The sequence below is a fragment of the Actinosynnema sp. NPDC002837 genome (assembly GCF_040295345.1).
In the GTDB taxonomy this organism is placed as follows: Bacteria; Actinomycetota; Actinomycetes; order Mycobacteriales; family Pseudonocardiaceae; genus Actinosynnema.
In genome coordinates, this window is sequence record NZ_JBEOVG010000090.1 from 1 (window position 1) to 19,892 (window position 19,892).

At 72.7% G+C, this 19,892-nt stretch carries 18 protein-coding genes; 7 read left to right on the forward strand and 11 right to left on the reverse strand.

Features of this window, described 5'->3' with window-relative positions:
- Nucleotides 1-35 precede the first annotated feature (35 nt).
- Together ABTZ99_RS36880 and ABTZ99_RS36885 are read right to left on the reverse strand one after the other, a co-directional pair.
- Nucleotides 36-1,433: an MFS transporter gene (locus ABTZ99_RS36880; RefSeq protein ID WP_498778577.1), complete on the reverse strand. Its 1,398-nt coding sequence runs from the start codon at nucleotides 1,431-1,433 to the stop codon at nucleotides 36-38.
- Between the two features lie 88 nt (nucleotides 1,434-1,521).
- Nucleotides 1,522-2,298: a glycerophosphodiester phosphodiesterase family protein gene (locus ABTZ99_RS36885; protein WP_498778578.1), complete on the reverse strand. Its 777-nt coding sequence runs from the start codon at nucleotides 2,296-2,298 to the stop codon at nucleotides 1,522-1,524.
- 67 nt (nucleotides 2,299-2,365) lie between these two features.
- Here ABTZ99_RS36885 and ABTZ99_RS36890 point away from each other — a divergent pair, with 67 nt between their 5' ends.
- From ABTZ99_RS36890 to ABTZ99_RS36905, 4 genes are all read left to right on the forward strand, one after another.
- Nucleotides 2,366-2,722, forward strand: coding sequence for a hypothetical protein (locus ABTZ99_RS36890; protein WP_498778579.1), 357 nt, complete (start codon nucleotides 2,366-2,368; stop codon nucleotides 2,720-2,722).
- Between the two features lie 68 nt (nucleotides 2,723-2,790).
- Entirely contained in the window at nucleotides 2,791-4,842 is a 2,052-nt protein-coding gene (locus ABTZ99_RS36895; protein ID WP_499617837.1) for a putative bifunctional diguanylate cyclase/phosphodiesterase, read from the forward strand.
- Between the two features lie 37 nt (nucleotides 4,843-4,879).
- On the forward strand, nucleotides 4,880-5,548 hold the full coding sequence (locus ABTZ99_RS36900; protein ID WP_499617838.1) for a VOC family protein: 669 nt from the start codon (nucleotides 4,880-4,882) through the stop codon (nucleotides 5,546-5,548).
- Nucleotides 5,549-5,556: 8 nt separating this feature from the next.
- Complete coding sequence (locus tag ABTZ99_RS36905; protein WP_499617839.1) at nucleotides 5,557-6,063, forward strand: GNAT family N-acetyltransferase; 507 nt, start codon at nucleotides 5,557-5,559, stop codon at nucleotides 6,061-6,063.
- Nucleotides 6,064-6,235: 172 nt separating this feature from the next.
- Here ABTZ99_RS36905 and ABTZ99_RS36910 read toward each other — a convergent pair whose 3' ends face one another.
- From ABTZ99_RS36910 to ku (ABTZ99_RS36940), 7 genes are all read right to left on the reverse strand, one after another.
- The gene (locus ABTZ99_RS36910; protein WP_498778583.1) at nucleotides 6,236-6,697 is read right to left on the reverse strand and encodes a PPOX class F420-dependent oxidoreductase; all 462 of its coding nucleotides are present in this window, start codon (nucleotides 6,695-6,697) and stop codon (nucleotides 6,236-6,238) included.
- Nucleotides 6,698-6,821: 124 nt separating this feature from the next.
- Entirely contained in the window at nucleotides 6,822-9,821 is a 3,000-nt protein-coding gene (locus ABTZ99_RS36915; RefSeq protein ID WP_499617840.1) for an ATP-binding protein, read from the reverse strand.
- A gap of 69 nt (nucleotides 9,822-9,890) precedes the next feature.
- Nucleotides 9,891-10,484, reverse strand: a complete 594-nt coding sequence (locus ABTZ99_RS36920) for a GrpB family protein (RefSeq protein WP_499617841.1) — start codon at nucleotides 10,482-10,484, stop codon at nucleotides 9,891-9,893.
- A complete protein-coding gene (gene ligD, locus ABTZ99_RS36925) occupies nucleotides 10,481-11,386 on the reverse strand; it encodes a non-homologous end-joining DNA ligase (RefSeq protein WP_499617853.1) in 906 nt (301 codons plus the stop codon). The genes ABTZ99_RS36920 and ligD (ABTZ99_RS36925) overlap by 4 nt, the downstream gene beginning before the upstream one ends.
- Nucleotides 11,376-12,833, reverse strand: coding sequence for a non-homologous end-joining DNA ligase (gene ligD, locus ABTZ99_RS36930; RefSeq protein WP_499617842.1), 1,458 nt, complete (start codon nucleotides 12,831-12,833; stop codon nucleotides 11,376-11,378). The genes ligD (ABTZ99_RS36925) and ligD (ABTZ99_RS36930) overlap by 11 nt, the downstream gene beginning before the upstream one ends.
- A 16-nt stretch (nucleotides 12,834-12,849) precedes the next feature.
- A complete protein-coding gene (ku, locus tag ABTZ99_RS36935; RefSeq protein WP_498778587.1) occupies nucleotides 12,850-13,731 on the reverse strand; it encodes a non-homologous end joining protein Ku in 882 nt (293 codons plus the stop codon).
- Between the two features lie 93 nt (nucleotides 13,732-13,824).
- The gene (gene ku / locus ABTZ99_RS36940) at nucleotides 13,825-14,616 is read right to left on the reverse strand and encodes a non-homologous end joining protein Ku (RefSeq protein WP_498778588.1); all 792 of its coding nucleotides are present in this window, start codon (nucleotides 14,614-14,616) and stop codon (nucleotides 13,825-13,827) included.
- A gap of 207 nt (nucleotides 14,617-14,823) precedes the next feature.
- Here ku (ABTZ99_RS36940) and ABTZ99_RS36945 point away from each other — a divergent pair, with 207 nt between their 5' ends.
- Nucleotides 14,824-15,396, forward strand: coding sequence for a ricin-type beta-trefoil lectin domain protein (locus ABTZ99_RS36945; RefSeq protein ID WP_499617843.1), 573 nt, complete (start codon nucleotides 14,824-14,826; stop codon nucleotides 15,394-15,396).
- A 130-nt stretch (nucleotides 15,397-15,526) separates the two neighbouring features.
- Here ABTZ99_RS36945 and ABTZ99_RS36950 read toward each other — a convergent pair whose 3' ends face one another.
- A complete protein-coding gene (locus ABTZ99_RS36950; protein WP_499617844.1) occupies nucleotides 15,527-16,498 on the reverse strand; it encodes a tyrosine-type recombinase/integrase in 972 nt (323 codons plus the stop codon).
- Nucleotides 16,499-16,590: 92 nt separating this feature from the next.
- Between ABTZ99_RS36950 and ABTZ99_RS36955 the strand changes: the two genes are divergently transcribed.
- Together ABTZ99_RS36955 and ABTZ99_RS36960 are read left to right on the forward strand one after the other, a co-directional pair.
- Complete coding sequence (locus ABTZ99_RS36955) at nucleotides 16,591-17,196, forward strand: TetR/AcrR family transcriptional regulator (RefSeq protein WP_498778591.1); 606 nt, start codon at nucleotides 16,591-16,593, stop codon at nucleotides 17,194-17,196.
- Nucleotides 17,193-17,897 carry a YqeB family protein gene (locus ABTZ99_RS36960; RefSeq protein ID WP_498778592.1) on the forward strand — a complete coding sequence of 235 codons (705 nt, stop codon included), beginning with the start codon at nucleotides 17,193-17,195 and terminating at the stop codon, nucleotides 17,895-17,897. The genes ABTZ99_RS36955 and ABTZ99_RS36960 overlap by 4 nt, the downstream gene beginning before the upstream one ends.
- 752 nt (nucleotides 17,898-18,649) lie before the next feature.
- Here the strand turns inward: ABTZ99_RS36960 and ABTZ99_RS36965 are convergent.
- Nucleotides 18,650-19,861, reverse strand: coding sequence for a glycosyltransferase family 2 protein (locus ABTZ99_RS36965; RefSeq protein WP_498778593.1), 1,212 nt, complete (start codon nucleotides 19,859-19,861; stop codon nucleotides 18,650-18,652).
- Between the last annotated feature and the right edge of the window lie 31 nt (nucleotides 19,862-19,892).

Sequence of the window (19,892 nt, forward strand, 5' to 3'; positions counted from 1 at the left end):
CCCGGGTCCGCGCGACCCGGGGCGGGCACGGCGGGTCACACCTTGGCGGGCACCGGGTTGCCGGACGCGGCGATCGCCTTGCGCACCGGCACGAAGATCATGAGCACGAACCCGGCCACGAAGAAGATCACCAGCGAGATGATCGCCAGCCGGAACGACCCGGTGGCCTGGCCGACACCGGCGAACACCATCGGCCCCAGCCACGACGTGGACCGCTCGCCGACCTCGTAGAGCGAGAAGTACTGGGCCTCGCGGCCGGGCGGGATCATCTGGCTGAACAGCGACCGCGACAACGCGTTCGTGCCGCCCAGCACCAGCCCGATGCCCACCGCGAGCCCGTAGAACTGCACCTGCTGCCCGGCCTGCACGAAGAACGCCGCCCCGACCACCACGATCCACACGCACAGGCTGACCATGATGGTGCGCTTCGCGCCCCACGACTTCGCCACCCGCCCGTGCAGCATGCCGCCCAGGAACGCGACGAACTGCACGATCAGGATCGTGGTGATCAGCACCGTCTCGTCCAGCAGCAGCTCGTCGCGCCCGTACTGGGCCGACACGTTCGCGACGGTGGCGATGCCGTCGGTGTAGATGAGGTAGGTGCCCAGGAACGCCAGCGTCAACGGGAACAGCCGGGCCTGCCGGATCGTCTGGCGCAGCTCGGCGAACCCGGCGGTGATCACCGACGCGCCCGACTCCGAGCCGTGGGGCGGCTGGTGCCGCTTGAGCCGCGCCAGCGGGATGAGCGTGAACCCCGCCCACCACAGGCCGGAGAACACGAACCCGACCCGCACCGCCGCGCCCTCGCTCAACCCGATCGCGTCGTGGCCGATGAACAGCGCCAGCTGCACCGCCAACGCCAACCCGCCGCCGAGGTAGCCGAACGCCCAGCCGCGGGTGGACACCGCGTCGCGCTCGTCGGGGGTCGCGATCTCCGGCAGGAACGCGTAGTACACGACGACCGACGCGCCGTAGCAGATGTTGCCCAGGACGAACAGCACGACGCCGAGGTGCCAGTCGTCGCCGCCGACCGCGGCCAGCGCGACGGTGGCGACGGAGCCGGTGAACGCCAACCCGCCGAGCATGCGGCGCTTGTTCTGGGTGCGGTCGGCGATCGCGCCCATCACCGGCAGCACCACGACCTGCACGAGGGTGGCGATGGACAGCAGGTAGCCCCACAGCGACCCGGCGGGGAAGTAGGCGCCGAACAGGGAGATGTCGCACTGCTTGAGCGACCCGTCCGCGCACGGGTTCGGGCCGTTGCGGGCGGTGTCGGCGACCGCGGCCTCCTTGGCCACCGCGGTGAGGTAGCCGGAGAGGAACACGGTGACCACCGAGGTGGGGAACACCGAGTTCGCCCAGTCGTACCAGGTCCACCCGCGCTGTTCCCGCTTGCGGTCCACGGCGGGTGCGGTGCTGTCGGCCACGCTCATGGGGGCGGACTGTATATCGCCCGCCATCCACTGGTGGTGATCACCACCAAGCTGTTGCCAACCGTCCGCCCGCCCGCCACGCGGCGGGTCAGCCGCCCGCCCAGGCCCGCCGGTCGACCAGCACGTCGCGCAGCCGGTCGGGCCGGTCGGTGACCAGCCCGTCCACGCCCAGGTCCAGCAGCCGCCGCATCTCCGGCTCGTCGTCGACGGTCCACACGTGCACCTCCAGGCCGCGGCGGTGCGCGGCGGCCACGAACCGGCCGTCCACCACCACCAGCCGGCCCTGGTTCACCGGCACCTGCGCGACCATGCCCCGCACCGGCAGCCCCACCAGCGGCATCCGCCCGGCCGCCCACAGCGCGCCCGCCGACCGCGGCCCCATCGACGTCAGCAACCCCGGACCGCCCAGGCGCCGCAACCGGGCCAGCCGCTTCTCCGAGAACGACGCCAGGCACACCCGGTGCAGCGAGCCGGTGCGGCGCAGCACCTCCAGCACCGGAACCACCGCGGAGTCCGCCTTGACGTCGATGTTCACCCACGCCTGCGGCAGGTCCTCCAGCAGGTCCTCCAGCCTGGTGATCGGCTCGCGCCCGCCCACGTTGGCGCGCCGCACCGCCGACCACGGCTGCGCGGCCACCGGCCCGGTCGCGTCCGTGGTGCGGTCCAGGGTCGCGTCGTGGTGGACCACCACCACCCCGTCGGAGGTGGCGTGCACGTCGGTCTCCAGGTACCGGTAGCCCTCCTGGTGCGCGCGGCGGAACGCGGCCAGCGAGTTCTCCATCCCCGACAGCTCGTCGAGGTGCCAGCCCCGGTGCGCGAACGCGCGGGGGTGCGGTCCGGACAGGTACGGGTGCTTCGCGGTCACACCCGGAGTCTGCCCTGGCGGCGTGGCGCGGCGGTGACCGGTGGGTAGCCGGATACCGTCGCCCGCCATGGAGCTGGTGACCGAGCCCGTCGCGGCACGCCGTGAGGAAGCCAGGCACTGCGCCTGGTGCGGACGCCGTCTGCCCGACAGCGGCCGGATCGGGCGGCCGCGCCGGTACTGCGCGCAGCCGTGCCGGCAGCGCGCCTACGAACGCCGCGCCGCCGTGCAGCGGGGCGGGCTGCCCGAGGACGCCGTGGTGCTGTCCGCGGGGGAGCTGGCCGACCTGCAGGACCGGCTGTTCCAGCTGCGGTGCGCCGCGGAGGACGTCGCCACCGCCGCCGCGGACGGCGCCGACGGCACCGAGCTGCGGCGGTTGGCGGGGGAACTGGTGGACACCGCGCGTGGTCTGGAGCGGTTGCGCTGAAGGTCGTCGGCTTGCCCCCCGCGCGTGGTCTCGACCATCATGGCCCGCGGGTGGGCGAGGAGGAGCGCGTGAACGGCAACGGCGCGTTGCACCGCGAGGTGCTCGACCGGGCCGACGTCGGTTTCGGTGTGACGGACGCGAACGGCACGCTGGCCTGGGTGAACCCCGCGCTGGCGGAGATCCTGGGCGTGCCGGTGGACCACGTGGTCGGCCGGTCGCTGCCCGCGCTGCTGCCCGGCGCGCCCGAACGGCCCCGGGCCGGGCTGGCGCTGCTCACCCCCAGCGCCTACCGCAAGGGGCACCGCTGGCTGGAGGTCACCTGCCAGACCCTCCCCGACGCCGCCACCGGGTCCGACGCCGAGGATCGGCTGCTGTACCGGGTGGTGGACGTCACCGCGTGGCGCGACCGGGAGCTCGAGGCCACCCACGAGGCCGACGCGCTGCGCCGCGCGCAGGTGCTGGGCCGCATGGGCACGTGGGAGTGGCACATCGCCGAGGACCGCGTGGTGTGGTCGGACACGCTGCTGGAGATGTTCGGGTTCGGCCCCGACACCGAGCTGGACTTCGACGGCTACGCCGCCGTGGTGCACCCCGAGGACCTGTCGATGATCCAGGCCACCCTCGAGGAGGCCATGCGGTCGGGCGCCGGGTTCTCCTACACCCACCGCATGCTGCTGGGCCGGGACCGCACCGAGCGGTGGTTCGAGTGCTTCGGCGAGGTCGTCACCGACGAGGACGGCTCGCCGCTGCGGGTGCTGGGCACCGCCCACGACATCACCCGAGCCCGCCGCGTGCACGACGAGCTGCTGGCGCTGGCCGAGCAGGACCCGCTCACCGGGCTGGCGAACCGGCGCGCGGTCACCCGCGAGCTGGAGCGGCAGCTCGCCGGCGGCGGCCCCGGCGCGATGCTGCTGCTGGACCTGGACAACTTCAAGGACGTCAACGACCTGCGCGGCCACGCCGTCGGCGACCGGCTGATGAAAGCGCTGGCCTCGACGCTGCGGTCACGGCTGTCGCCGTCGCAGCTGATCGGCCGGCTCGGCGGCGACGAGTTCGCCGTCGTGCTGCCCGGCGCGACCCCCGCCGACGCCGCCCGGGTCGCCGAGGGGTTGCGCGATGCCGTAGCGGCGTTGCCGCTCGTCGGCGCCGCCCGCAGCATCACCGTGTCCACCGGCGTCGCCGAGTACGGGCCCGGCGACACGTGGGAGCTCGTCCTCGCCAACGCCGACCTCGCCCTCTACGCCTCCAAGGCCGCCGGCCGCAACCGCGTCACCGTCTACGAGCCCGGCCACTACGCCGACACCGCGAAACGCGTCTCCGTGCTGGACCGGCTGCGCGCCGCGCTCGACGGCGGCGGCCTGGCCCTGCACGCCATGCCCATGGTGCAGCTGGCCACCGGCACCACCCTCGGCCACGAGCTGCTGCTGCGGCTGGAGGACGGCCAGGACCCCTACCTGGGGCCGGCGGAGTTCCTGCCCGAGGCCGAACGCTCCGACCTCGTGCTGGACATCGACCGGTGGGTGCTGTCCACCGCGATCGACGCCCTCGTCGGCCACCCCGACCCGCGGCTGCGGTTCAACGTCAACATCTCCGGCCGCACCCTGGAGGACGAGGACTTCGGCGGGTTCGTGCTCGACCGGCTCGCCACCGCGGGCGTCGCGCCCGGCCGGCTGGGCCTGGAGATCACCGAGACCGCCGCGGTGACCAACCTCGACGCCGCCCGCGCCCTGTCGCTGCAGCTGCGCGCGTTCGGCTGCCGCATCATCCTCGACGACTTCGGCTCCGGGTTCGGCTCGTTCGTCCACCTCAAGCACCTGCCCATCACCGGCATCAAGATCGACGGCGAGTTCGTGCGCGGCATCGACGAACGCTCCACCGACGCCGTGCTCGTCGCCGGGATCGTGCAGATCGCCCAGGGCCTGGGCCTGACCGCCGTCGCCGAGTGGGTCGAGCGCCCCGCCCAGGTCGACGCCCTCGTCCGGCTGGGCGTGCAGAGCGGCCAGGGCTTCCACCTCGGCCGCCCCCAGCCGCTCGACCAGGTCCTCTCGGCCCAGTCGCAGCCGCCGAACGGAGCATTGTCGCCACGCATGGCCGGTGCGGAGGATGGGGCGCGTTCCTGATCACCGCCGCCCCGCCCCCCGATGGGAAGCCACCGCCGTGCCCGGTACCCCCGACAGCCCCGCACGCGGTGTCCGCCGCGTCGAGCTGAGCACCACCCGCCCCGAACCGATCGCCGAGTTCTACGCCCACCTGCTCGGCTGGGTGCTCATCGCCGAACCCGACGGCGCGTTCACCGGCTGGGTCGGCGACCGCCTGGCCGCCCGCGTGCACCCCGGCGACCCAGCCTGGCGCGTCGTGTTCGCCGGCACCCCACCCCGTGACCTGGGCGTCGGCGCCGCCGTCGACTCCGGCCGCGTCCTGCACGGCCCGTGGGCGCCGCAACCACGCCCCGGCGAACCGTGCTGGGTGGAACTCATGGGCGACGCCGCCGACGACGACCACTGGGCCGGCGCCCTGGGCTGGCAGGTCCGCGACCCCGACGGCGAGTTCACCCTCTACGACGCCGCCGTCGCCGACGACCGCCGCCCCGTCGCCGGCCGCCTCACCGCCCAGGGCGGCTGGACCTGCTACTTCGCCGTCCCCGACGTCGCCGCCGCCCTCGCCGAGGCCACCGACATGGGCGGCGCCGTCCTCGTCGGCCCCCGCGAGGTCCCCACCGGTGTCGTCGCGGCCGTCGCCGACCCCGCCGGCACGGTGTTCGCGCTGCTGGAGAACCCGGCCGGCTGGGGCGGCGCCTGGAGCGTCGCCCACCAGGCCCACGCCTGAGGACCGCGATGGGCGAGGAGCACGCGGGGACCGGGCCGGTCGTGCGGGACGCCGGGCCCGACGACGCCGCCGCCGTCCGCCGGTTCGGCGAGGAGCACGTCCCCGCCCACTACACCCCGCTGATCGGCGCCGAGGCCGCCGCCGACCAGGTCCGCCGGTGGTGGGACGAGGCGCGGCTCGCCGCCGCCGCGGCCGACGGGCTGCTCGTCGTCGCCGAGATCGACGGACAGCTGGTCGGCGTCGGGCAGCGCGGCCGCCTGGGCGCCGACCACGTCGTCTACAAGCTCTACGTCCACCCCGGCCACCGCGGCCACGGCCTGGGGCCCGCGCTGCTCGACGCGCTGACCCGACGGCTGCCCGCCGACGCCGACCGGTTGTGGATCGAGCACTACGCGGCCAACGCACGCGCGGCCGCGTTCTACGAGCGCGAGGGCTTCACCGTGCAGCGGGTCGAACCGGGCCCCGGCGGGGACCCCGCGCTCGCCGTGGTGTGGCGGGCCCGCCCCCTGCGGTGACCCGGGGATCCGGACACATGGGGATCCGGGCGCCCAGTCGTCCCGGCACTCAGTGATCGGGGCGTGGAGGCCCGGCGCTCGGCAACCGGGTCCGGCTCGCGGTGATCGGGCTCGCCGGGGGGAGCGGCGCAAAGACGAGCGGTGCGTGGGGGAGTGGCGCGGAGGGGAGTGGTCAGCCGGCCAGGTCGGGCGGGAACCCGCCGGTCGCGATCGGACCCCACCGGTCGATCGTGACGCGGATCAGCGACTTGCCCTGCCGGCGCATCGCGTCCCGGTACTCGTCCCAGTCCGGGTGCTCGCCCGCGATGCACCGGTAGTAGTCCACCAGCGGCTCCAACGCCTCCGGCAGGTCCAGCACCTCGGCCCGACCGTCCACCTGGACGTAGGGGCCGTCCCAGTCGTCGGACAGCACGCACACCGTGACCCGCTCGTCCCGCCGGGCGTTGCGCGACTTCGCCCGCTGCGGATACGTCGACACCACCACCCGCCCCTCCTCGTCCACCCCGCACGTCACCGGCGACACCTGCGGACGCCCGTCGGCGCGCGCGGTGACCAGCAGGGCGCGGTGGCGTGGCCGCAGGAACGCGACCAACTCGTCACGGGACACGGAGTCGGCGGTGGCGATTCTCGGCATGCCCACCAGCCTAGGAGACGACGCCCGACCGCACGCCCCGCCACACCCGACGGGCACCACCCGCCACGCCCCGGGCCTGCCCGACTTTCCCCGCCCCGACCAGCCCGGGCCGGTCGGGGCGACGTCACGCGTCGAGCAGGGCGGCCACCTCGTCCGGCCCCGACCCGGCGCCCCGCGCCGACACCTCCGCGAACACCCCGTCACCGACCAGGGCCCGCGCCGCCGCCTCCATCGCGAGCACCTCCGGGTCCACCACCGCCACCTCGCCGCGCAACCCCCGCGCCACCCCCGCCAGCAGCGCCGCCCGCACCCCGTCGCCGTCGGCCACCGCCGACGCCGCGTGCGCCTCCACCACCCGCGCCAACACCACCTGGTTGCCCCACTCCCGCGCCGACACCGCCGCCGACGCCCACGCCCGCACCGCCGCCTCGCGGTCACCGCACGCCGACTCCACCCGGCCCACCGCGACCAGGATCGACGCCCGCACCTCCTCCGGCCCGAACCAGCCCCGCGGGCACACCCGCAACGCCTCCTCGCACCACCGCCGCGCACCCTCCAGGTCACCGCGACGCCGTGCCACCTCCGCCGCACCCAGCCACGCCTGCGCCAACGTCTCCACCGTGCCCTGCGAGCGCGCCAGCACCGCCGCCTCCTCCACGTCGGCCACCGCGCCGTCCAGGTCACCGGACTGACACGCCCACTCCGACCGGCGGCACAGCAGGCTCGCCGTGTGCTCGGTCGCCCCGAACGACCGCGACAACGCCAACGCCTCGTCCAGGAACCCCATCGCCTCCGCCAACCGGCCACCCGCCCGCGCCAACTCGGCCAGCTGCGCCAACGCCAGCGCCATGCCCCACCGCTCACCCACCGCCCGGAACCCCGCCAACGCCGCCGCGTGCTCCTCCCACGCCTCCCGCAGCCGCCCCGAGTACTGCAGCCCCATCCCCGACCCCAACCGGCCCAACGCCCGACTCCACGGATCCGACCCCAGCAGCCGGTCCCGCAACGCCTCCATCTCCGCCAGGTCCAGCTTCGGCACCCCGTGCGCCATGCCCCACAACACCGTCAGGTACGGCCGCGCCGGCGGACCGGGCAGCCCCGCCGGCGACGGATCCCGCGGCGACGGCGACCCCGGCAACCCCGCCGCACCCGTCGACGACGCGTTCACCAGGCACAACAGGTACTCCTCGGCCAACCCGGGCGGCGGCGTCGGCCCCACCGCCCGCACCACCTCCGCCGCCAACGACGCGCCCTCCGCGCGCAACCCCCGCAACCACCACGGCCACCCCAGGTCCGCCGCCAACCGCAACGCCAGCCCGTGATCGCACGCCGCCGCCCACCGCACCGCCGCCGTCAGGTTCTCGTGCTCCGCCGCCAACCGCCCCAACCACACCAACTGCGCCGCCCCGTACAGGTGCGGCGCCGCCTCGGCCGCCACCCCCGCGAAGTGCTCCGCGTGCGCCCGCAACAGCCCCGGCTCCTCACCCGACTCCGCCAACCGGGCCGCGCAGAACGCCCGGATCGTCTCCGACATCCGATACCGGTCCCCGGACACCTCCACCAACGACTTGTCCGCCAACGACGGCAACACCTCGTCCACGCCCGCCACCCCGCACACCGCCGCCGCGGCGCCCAACGTCGCCCCGCCCCGGAACACCGTCAACCGCCGCGCCACCACCCGCTCCTCGTCGTCCAGCAACCCCCAACTCCACTCCACCACCGCGTGCAGCGTCCGATGCCGCGCCACCGCCGCCCGACTGCCCCGCGACAACAACCGGAACCGGTCACCCAACCGCGCCGCGACCTCCGCCACCGGCAACGACCGCACCCGCGCCGCCGCCAGCTCGATCGCCAACGGCAACCCGTCCAACGCCCGGCAGATCCGGACCACCAGCTCCGCCGTCCCCGGGTCCAGCCGGAACGACGGGTTCACCGCCACCGCCCGATCCGCGAACAACCGCACCGCCGCCGACCCCGCCCCGCCCGACTCCAACGGCGGCACCGGCCGCACCACCTCCCCGGTCACCCCCAACGCCTCCCGCGACGTCGCCAACACCCGCAACCCCGCGCACCGCGCCAACAACCCCGCCGCCAACGCCGCCGCGTCGTCCACCACGTGCTCGCAGTTGTCCAACACCACCAGCACCGGCCGGTCCCGCAACGCCGCCACCAACCGCTCCACCGGCGCCGTCACCGGCCGCATCCCGTCCTCCCGCAGCCCCAACGCCGACACCACCGCCCGCGGCACGTCCCCGCCCACCGCCAACGGCGCCAGGTCCACGAAGAACACCTCACCCGGCTCCCGGGCCGCCGCCTCCACCGCCAACCGCGTCTTGCCCGCACCACCCGGACCGGTCAACGTCACCAACCGCGACGACCCCAACGCCGCCCCGACCAGCCGCACCTCCTCCTCACGGCCCACGAAACTCGTCAACTGCGCCGGCAGCACCCGCCGCGCCACCGGCCCCTCACCCCGCAGCACCTCGCCGTGCGCCGCCACCAGCCCGGGGGAGGGGTCCGCGCCCAACTCCTCGGCCAACAACCGGCGCGTCCGCTCGAACACCCCCAACGCCTCCGCCTGCCGCCCCTCCCGGTGCAGCACCCGCACCAACCGCGCCACCAACCGCTCCCGCGTCGGGTGCGCCGCCACCAACTCCCGCACCAACCCCACCGACACGCCCTCGTGGTCCTCCACCGCCCGCAGCCGCAGCTCCTCCCACCGCGCCGCGCACACCGCCGCGAACGGCGCGTCACCCACGTCCCGCAACGCCGGACCACGCCACAACGCCAGCGCCTCACCCGGCAACCCCCGCGCCACCAGGTCCTCGAACCGCAGCGCGTCCACCTCGCCCGGATCCACCACCAGCCGGTACCCGGCCGCCGACCGCTCCACCTCCACGTCGAGCACCGACCGCAGCCGCGACACCTGCGACTGGATCGCGTTGCCCGCCCCCGCCGGCGGACACGGCCCGTACAGGGCCTCGCTCACCCGGTCGACACCCACCACCCGGCCCGCGTCCACCAGCAACACCGCCAACAACGCCCGCAACCGCGGCCCACCGACCCGGACCTCCGTCCCGTCCGCACGCCGCACCACCATCGGACCCAACACCCCGAACCGCACCCGCGAATCCTCCCGCACCCCGAACCCGCACCGGACCGGAACCCCGCCACCGGACCGGGGGAGCGGCGGTCAGGCGCGGCCCAGGATGTCGGCCACCACCCCCGCCTTCGCGTCCGCGTACTGCTGCAGGTACGTCCACTCCCGCGCCGCGAGCTCCCGCTTAGTCCGCTCGTACAACACCCGGTCCGCCTCCGACACCCGCAACCGGTCCCGGAACGCCACCATCCGCGCCACCTCCGGCTCACCCGCCGTGAACACGTGCAGGTTCACGTCCGTGTCCGGTCCCTTGAACATCCGGTGCTCGAACCACTCCGGCTCCCGGATCCGCAGCACGTACCCCGCCGCCTCCAACGCCGGCACGTACGACGGCTCATCCGCCGAATCCGCCACCGCCAGCACCACGTCCACGATCGGCTTCGCCGCCAACCCCGGCACCGACGTCGACCCCACGTGCTCCAACCCCAGCACCAGGTCACCCAACGCGCCCCGGATCCGCGCCGCCTCACGCTCGTACAGCCCCGCCCACGCCGGATCGTGCTCCACCAACACCACCCGGCCCGCCAACCTCGGCGCCGCACCCACGTGCGCCGCCCTGATCCGCTCCTCCGACGACCCCACGACCAACCCCTCCTCCCGATCAGCCGACCACGACAACCCGGTCACCGTGGCAGAGGCGACGGCTCGCCCGCCACGAACAGGTCACCCCCCGCGTCCACCCGCTCCCGCACCTCGTCGGCCAGGAACACCAGGTCCTCCACCACCCGGCACGCCTCCACCTCGTCCCACGACACCGGCGCCGACACCGACGGCCGCGACCGGGCGCGCAACGAGTACGGCGCCACCGTCGTCTTCGCCGGGTTGTTCTGCGACCAGTCGATCAACACCTTCCCCGTCCGCTGCGCCTTCGCCATCCGCCACACCACCTCCTCCGGCCACTCGCCCGCCAACCGCTGCGCCACCCCCTTCGCGTACTCCGACGTCCGCTCCGCCGACGACACCGACACCGCCGCGTACACCTGCAACCCCTTCGACCCCGACGTCTTCACCACCGGCGCCAACCCGTCGCCCTCCAACACCTCCCGCACCCGGCACGCCACCCGGCAGCACTCCACCACCGTCGCCGGCTCACCCGGATCCAGGTCGAACACCAGCAGGTCGGGGGAGTGCCGCCCACCCCGCGCTCCCACCGTCCACTGCGGCACGTGCAACTCCAACGCCGCCAGGTTCGCCAACCACACCACCGTCGCCAGGTCGTCCACCACCACGAAGTCCGCGTACTCCGCGCCCCGCGACGACCCCGGCGTCTCCACCCGCACCGTCCGCACCCACTCCGGCGCGTGCGACGGCACGTTCTTCTCGAAGAACGACTTCCCGTCCACCCCGTTCGGGTACCGCCGCACCGTCATCGGCCGACCAGCCACGTGCGGCAACAACACCGGCGCGATCCGCGTGTAGTAGTCGATCACCTCAGCCTTGGTGAACCCCACCTCCGGGTACAGCACCTTGTCCAGGTTCGTCAGCTTCAACCGACGACCCTCCACCCGCACCAACGCCTCACCCGTCACCACGCCGCACCTCCCCGGGCGCCCGATCCGGCCGCAACCCCCGCCACGTCGGGAACCGCAACCGGCCGTCCGCCGTCCACTGCCGGTACGCCACCTCGCCCACCAACTCCGGACGCACCCACCGCGCACCCCGCGCCCGCTCCCGCGGCACCTCCGACGTGAACGGCGACCCCGCCACCCCCGACTCCGACAACCGGGCCGTCAACCGCTCCAACTCCGCCTGGTCGAACCCCGTGCCCACCGACCCCGCGAACACCAACCCGCCCTCACCGTCCGGGATCCCGAGCAACAACGAACCCACCACCCCCTTGCGCTTGCCCTCACCCGGCCGCCACCCCCCGATCACCACCTCCTGCGTCGCCACCGCCGTCACCTTCACCCACTGCGGCGAACGCCGACCCGGCACGTACCGCGAATCCAGCCGCTTCGCCACCACCCCCTCCAACCCCTGCTCCCGGCTCGCCGCCAACACCGCCGCCCCCTGACCCGGGAACGCCTTCGGCGTCAACCAATGAGCACCCGTCAACCCCAACCCCTCCAACAGCTCACGCCGCCGCGCGTACGGCAGCTCCACCGTGGGGGAGCCGTCCAGGTGCAACACGTCGAACACCAGGAACGTCACCGGCGTCCCCGCCACCAACCGCCGCGCCTGCGCCGCCGAGGCGTGCATCCGCTGCTGCAACGCCCCGAAACTCGGCCGCCCACCCTCCAACGCCACGATCTCCCCGTCCAACAACACCTGCGTCACACCCAGCTGCGCACCCAACCCCTGCAACTCCGGGTACGTCCCCGTCACGTCGTTGCCCAACCGGCTCGTCAACCGCACCCGACCACCCTCCACCCGGGCGATCGCCCGCACCCCGTCCCACTTGAACTCGAACGCCCACTTCGCCGCCGGCCCCGGCAACTCCGCCGCGGGCGTCGCCAACATGGGCGACAACGACTCCGGCAACGGCACCCAGTCCGCACGCACCGCCCCGTGCCGCCGCCGCACCATCCAGTCCTTGCCCGCCCCGCCGGTCGACCCACGGCGGAAGAACACGAACTCGCCCTCCACCCGCGAACCGTGCAACACCACGTCCACCTCGCGGTCGGACCACTTCACCGTCTCGTACCGACCCCGGTCCCAGATCACCATCTCACCCGCGCCGTACTCGCCCTTCGGGATCACCCCCGAGAACGACGCGTACTCCAACGGGTGATCCTCGGTCCGCACCGCCAACCGGATCGTCCCCGGCTCCGGCGGCAACCCCTTCGGCACCGCCCACGACACCAACACCCCGCCCCGCTCCAACCGCACGTCCCAGTGCAACCGCGACGCGTGGTGCTCCTGGATCACGAACGTGTCGTCACCACCACGCGGCACCACCGGATCGTCACCGGGCACAGGCTCCGGCGTCCGCCCCGGATCCCGCTTGCGCCGGTACTCCGAAAGATCCCCACCCATCCCCGCCGCCACGCCCTCAGGCGGGCTTCGCCTTCTTCTTCGCCGGAGCCTTCCGCGACGACCCCGAGCCCGAACCCGACGCGGACTTCTTCGCCGCCGGCTTCCGCGCCGCCGACCGCCCACCCCGCGCCGACTTCGCCTGCTCCACACTCCGCTCCAACGCCGTCATCAGGTCGATCACCTCACCGGCCTCCTCCACCTCCGGCCGCTCCGGCAACTCCGCACCCTCCGCCTTCGCCTCGATCACCTTCTGCATCGCCACCGTGTAGTCGTCCGAGAACTCACCCGGATCGAACGACCCCGCCATGCTCTCCACCAACGACGACGCCATCTTCAACTCCTGCGGCCGCACCTCCACGTCCGCGTCCAGGAACTCGAAATCCGGCTTCCGCACCTCGTCCGGCCACAACATCGTGTGCATCACCAACAAGTCGTCCCGCGCCCGCAACAACGCCAACGTCTCCCGCTGACGAATCGCGATCTTCACCACCGCGAGCTGCCCACTGCGCTCCAAAGCCGTCCGCAACAACACGTAAGGACGCGTCGCCGCCTTGTCCGGCTCCAGGTAGTACGACTTCTGGAAGTAGATCGGATCCACTTCCTCCACCGGCACGAACTCCAGCACCTCGATCGCCCGATCGGTGTTCACCGGCAACTTGTCGAAGTCCTCCGCGTCCATCACCACGACCCGGCCGTCGTCCAGCTCGTACCCCTTCGCGATGTCGGCGTAGGGGACCTCCTCACCGCACACCTGGCACACCCGCTTGTACCGGATCCGCCCACCGTCCTCACGGTGCACCTGGTGGAACCGGACGTCGTGCTCCTCCGTGGCCGTGTACAACCGGACACCGATCGTCACCAACCCGAACGAAATCGCCCCACGCCACACGGACCTCATGCCACGTGACTACCCGCGAACGGCGCGATCCGCACCAGGGCGTCACTCGAACGGGCTAACAAACACCGGGCCCGCCGCCCGACACCGCAACCCTCAACCACCCTCACGCCGCGACCGCCCCGACCGCACCCGCTCCACGCTCCGCCGCAACGCACCCAACAGATCCACCCCACCACCCGTCTCCTCCGGCCCCCGCGCCACCGGCACCTCCGCCGCACCCGCCGACTTCGCCTCGATCAACCCCTCCAACCGCTCCCCGTACCCGTCGGAGAACACCGACCCGTCGAACGGCGCCGTCATCGACTCCACCAACGCCTCCGCCACCGCCAACTCCGCACCACCCGACACCACACCCGAGAAATCGGAACCCGGCTCCCGCACCTGACCCGGCCACACCAACGTCTGCAACACCAAACCCCCACCCCGAGGCCGCACCACCCCCAACACCTCCCGACCCCTCAACCCCGCCCGCACCACCGCCACCCGCGACAACCGCACCAACACATCCCGCAACACCACGTACGACCCCACCGCCACCCGCTCCGGCTCCACGAAGTACGACCGACCCCACAACACCGGATCCACCTCGTCCACACCCACGAACTGCACCACCTCGATCGTCGGCTCCACCCCCGCCGACAACCCCGCCAGATCCTCCGCCTCCACCATCACCAACCGACCATCCGGCAACACGAACCCCTTCGCCACCTCCGACAACTCCACCCCCGCACCGCACACCGAACACACCCGCCGATGCCGCACCCGCCCACCGTCCAGCCGGTGCACCTCGTGGAACCGCACACCACGCTCCCGCGTCGCCCCGAACAACCGCACCGGGAACACCACCAACCCGAACGACACCGAACCACGCCACACAGCCCTCATAACCCCTGCGTACACCTGTGCGAACATCGACTCACCCAAGTCACCCGCACGGACTACCCCGCAGCGCGTTCCCGAGCACGACGGCCCCACCCGGACCCGACCGACGTCACCCACACGGCCCCGACCAGCGACTGAGCTGTCAGGGTGGCACGCCCAGTCACCACTTCCACACCCAAAGTCAGGCTGGAAACCTGGCCCGATGCACTTGTGGGGGAGCTGACCGGGCGGACGCGCCGACCCGTCGCCGCTGGAGGAACGGAGAAGCGGATGATCAGAATGTCGCGAATCGGAAAACTCGGGCGGCTGGTGGTCACCGCGGTCCTGGCCGCAGCGCTGACGACGACAGCAGGCCTCACGCCGGCGTCCGCCGCCTCCGGGTACACGCACTACGAGAACGTCGGAAACCCCGGCTGGTGCCTCGACGGTGACGGGGCCGAACCCTACCTCCACCGGTGCGGCCACGGAGACGTCGACAACCAGCTCTGGTACTACACCAGCGGAATGGACAACCTCCAGCTGGAACACGCCGCGTCCGGCAACTGCCTCGTCGCTCGTTCCGCGGGCTGGATCGACCTGGGCGACTGCACCGGAGTCGAAAGCCGCTGGGACGCAAGGGGCAAGAACGGCTGGGTGATGCTGTGGAACAGGGCTTTCGGTGGATGCCTCGTCCCGTGGGGAACCGATGTGCCGGGCGACCACTACCCGCTCGTCCTGGAGTGGTGCGACCCCGGCAACCTCAACAACGTCCCGAACATCCGCGCCTGGCGCTACTTCGGCTAGAACGAGGCCCTGAACCCCGCCTCGAACGCGGGCGGTTCCGCCTTCCACCTCCCAGCGATCCCGGCGTGGAGAGCGGACGCCGCCGAGCACTCGCGACGGTCGACCCGACGGCCCCACCCGGCTCGAACACCTACTCCGCGCGCGGCAACCGCGCCAACGACGCGTACGTCCGATTGCCCGCCACCGCCGCCCGCCGCTCCCGCGCCGTCGCCTCGATGTAGTTCTGCGACGTCGCCAACGACGCGTGCCCCAACAACGCCATGATCTCCGACGCCGTCGCACCGTCCTCCGCCAACCGCGTCGCGAACGTGTGCCGCAACGCGTGCAGGTTCGCCCCCGACGGCACCCGGTCGTGCAACCCCGCCCACCGGAAGCACGACCGCACCAAGTACTCCAACCCACCCCGCCCGATCGGCTCACCATGCCGATCACGCAACAACGCCGACCCCCGGTCGAACCGCCCCTGCGGAAAACGCCGCCGACACGACTCCACGTACTGCTCGATGATCCGGTCCATCGCCGGCTCGATCGGCACCGACCGGTCCCGATTGCCCTTCCCCGCCACGTGCAACCGCCGCTCACCCGGCCGACCCACCACCGACCCGTGCGTCAACGTCCGCATCTCCGCCGACCGCAACCCCGCCACCAACCCCAACGCCAACACCAGCACATCCCGCTCCGGCCACGGATCACGACCCTGACGAGCACCCTCCGCCGCGGCCGCCAACAACCGCTCCGGCGTGTCCTCACCCCGCAACGGCTTCGGCACCAGGGGAGGGGTCTTCGGCCGCGCCACCGCACCCATCGGATTGCCCGCCACCAACTCCTCCGCCACGCAGAACGTCAAGAACTGGTTCCACGTCGACCACGCCCGCAACACCGACGACTTCGCGTGCGAGTCCGCGAACACCCCGAACGCCGCACGCAGGTTCCGCGTCGTCAACTCCGACATCTCCAGCGACTCCGGGGGAGTGCCCGTCACCTCCGACAACAACGCCGTCACACCCGCCAGGTCACGCCGGTACGCCGCCGTCGTGTGCGGCGAATCCTTCCGCGGCCGACGAGCGAGGAAGAACGACTCCTGAGCGGCAAGCACCAGCATGTCGATCTTCCTACCAAACACCACCGACAAAACCCGGCCACCGGCGCCGCGGTATAGTTCGACTGAACGATCAGTCAAAGAAAGGGCGCGCCGTGGCACGCACCGTCGACACCCGGCAGGTCGCACAACGCCGACAAGCCATCACCCTCGCCGCCGCCCGACTCTTCGCAGCCCACGGCTTCGACCAGACCACCGTCGCCCAGATCGCCCGCGCCGCCGGACTCAGCCCCGCCGGCGTCTTCTACTACTTCCCCGACAAACAGGCCGTCTTCCGCTCCGTCTTCGAACGCGACCTGCCCCGCTCCGAGAACCTCGTCGCCCGCCACACCGACACACCACACCCCGCCACCGCCATCACCGAACTCGTCACCGAACTCGCCGCCGACGCCCAGGACCCCACCGCACCCGGCCTGCTCGTCGAACTCCTGCGCCAAGCCGGCCGCGACCCCGAACTCGTCGACATCGTCGCCCGCAACGCCCGCATCCTCCACGACGGACTCGCACACCTGATCACCCGCGGCATCCAGGACGGCACCGTCGACCCCACCCTCGACCCCGACCACACCGCCCGCTGGCTCCTGGCCGTCGTCGACGCCGTCTTCCTCAACGCCGACCCCGCCCACGACCCCCGCCCCGCACTCCGCCGCACCGTCACCCACTACCTCGCACCACCACCACAGCACCCGGAGGACACATGACGGGGACCACCACCGACCACCACACCGCCACCGTCCGGATGCCCACCACCTGGCTCTGGCTCCTCCGACTCGGCGGAGCCGCACTCGGCTGCGCCGCCGCCTTCGGCACCCCGCCACTGGCGAACTGGCTGCTCGACCTCACCGGCTCGGCCCCCGCCCCGCTCCGGATCGCCGCACAACTGCCCACCACCTGGGCCGTACCCGTGCTCACCCTCCTCGGCGCCGCCACCGGGACCTGGCTCGCCGCCACCGCCCGCCGGGAAAGCCCCGTCGTGACCGTGCACCGCGACCACATCGCCGTGCACCACGACGACACCGCACTGCACCTGCGCCGCGACCGGACGAACGCCGTCTTCACCGACGGCCGAGACCTCGTCGTCCTGGACCACGACGGCGGCGAAATCGCCCGCGTCCAGGCCACCGACCTGCCCACCAGGGGACTGCGCGAGGCGTTCGAGCGGTTCGACTACCCGTGGCGGGGGACCACCGACCCGCACGAAGCCGACTTCACCCGCTGGATCGACGGCACACCCGACCTCGACCCCGCCACCCACACCCTGCTCCGCACCCGCCACCGCGCCCTCGCCGACAAGAAACCCGGCGCGGCGGCGGAAGCACTCGACGAGCTCCGCGCGAAGGGGATCGCCGTCCGGGACCGGAACGGCACGCAGCAGTACCGCCGGACTGCGCGAGAGTCGTGACAGGGGAGGACCACGCCGTCTCGCACGGGGGAGCGGGCTACCCGCGCGAGGGCGTCACGACGGTCCGAGGCTGCCGACGCCACCGACGTCCTGAGGCCGCAGGCTCGGTTCGCCGGGTGAGTGGGGAGTCCTGGTTCCTGACGAGACGGGGCGTCGACGTTCGCCCCCGCGCTGGTCCCCCGCAATCAAGATCAACTCATGGATAATGGGGATTATCCATCAAAAGCGGGTCCGGAAGGGGCTCGGGCTCCGATCGGGGGATGCCCCTCTCGAACGCTTTACCGGCGGCCGATCCGGCCCCTGGAACACGGATTTTGCGTGCGACACGCACGAACGTGACGTCGTGCCCAAGGGATGCCTGGCGGGCGGGCCGCGGGCTCGCACCGAGGGCTCCGGTGGCCCGCCTCGATGATCAACTGCCGACGCGGGCCCGGCACGTACGTCGGTCCGACATCCGCTGACACCACCCATGATCCGTCACTGTGACGTTTCTACGGTGCCGTATCGGAGTTCCGACGGCTCGGCGCTGTCTCGACCTTCCCGACCCGGGGGCTCCGCCCGTGCCCCCGGGCGGCCGGGCCGCACCGGCCGCGCTGCCGACGGCGTGAACGCACGGCGGCGGGTCGCGAGGTGTCGAGCGCGCGACGCAACGCGCGGACGTCGTGTCGCACCGGTGTGGCCGGGCCTGCGGTCCGTGGCGTCCGCGACCCCTGCCGACCAGCCTGTCCGTAACGCCGATAATCTACATTATGTTAAGTAGAACGTTCGGGGAGCGTCCGGGGCGCTTCCCTGCCCACCCGCTTCGCCTCCGCGGTGATGACGTCGCCCCACGTGCGCCACATGCCGTCGAGCCGTGACGTGACCACGACGCGCTGCACCGCGTCGTCCGGCAGCGGGATCTGCAGGCCGATGGCGTGGTGGCGGGCGTGCGCGCCGCCGGCCTTCGCCAGGAGCTCGGCGTCGAAGTCGATCAGGACGCTGCCCTCGGGCAGGTTCTCCGGGATGTCGTCGCCGCAGCCGACGACGCACACCGGTCCCCCGGCGTCGGCGGTGTGCTGTTCGATCTCTGTTCGAACGTCGAGGTCGCGTGCCCGGTCGGTCCACGTGGTGAGGGTGCGGTGCTCGGCTTCGGCGATGAGAGGGTCGTCGCGTTCCAGGGAGGCCCAGACGAGTTCGACGCCGGGTTCGTGGGTCTTGTCGAGGAACTGGCGCATGGTGCGCTTGGCGCTGGCGAGCATCTCCCCCGTGTCGCGTTCGTGGGGTGGTTCGACGGCCCAGGCGGTGAGGTCGAAGTGGGTGGCGAGGCCGTGTCGGTGCAGGCGGTAGCCGAGTTCGATGTCTTCGGTGCCCCAGGTGACGAAGCGTTCGTCGAAGCCGCCGACGGCGTGGAAGTCGGTGGTGCGGACGGAGAGGTTCATGCCCCAGGCGTAGAGCCAGGGGAAGGCGAGGCGGTCGGGCTGGAAGTCGACGGCGGCGAGGGGTTCGTGGCGGATGTCGCGGAAGCCGGGGTGGTCCTTGAAGTCGTGGTGGACCTGCTTCGGGGTTCCGGTGGTGATGGCTTCGGCGAGGCCGGGTGTGGGGTCCCAGGGGCGGTAGCCGTGGACGTAGCCGAGGTTGAGGGTGGGGTGGGCGGTGTGGGCGTCGGCGTGGGCGCGGGTGAGGTCGGGTCCGGCGAGGGTGCCGCAGTCGATGAAGGCGAGGACGGGTGCGGTGGCGTGGCGTGCGCCGGCGTTGCGGGCGTGGGCGACGCGGCGGCCGAGGTCGGGTTGGTGGTGGTAGTGCAGGTGGAGGCGGTCGTGGAAGGTGGTGACGACGTCGGCGGTGTGGTCGTGTGAGCCGTCGTCGGCGACGATGACCTCGTAGTCGTCGGGTGGGAGGGTTTGGTCGGTGAGGCTGTCGAGGGTGCGGCGGAGGAGTTCGGCGCGGTTGTAGGTGGGGATCACGACGGAGATCCGCGGCGGCATCCGGGCTCCTTGGGGCGCGGTGGTGCGGGCG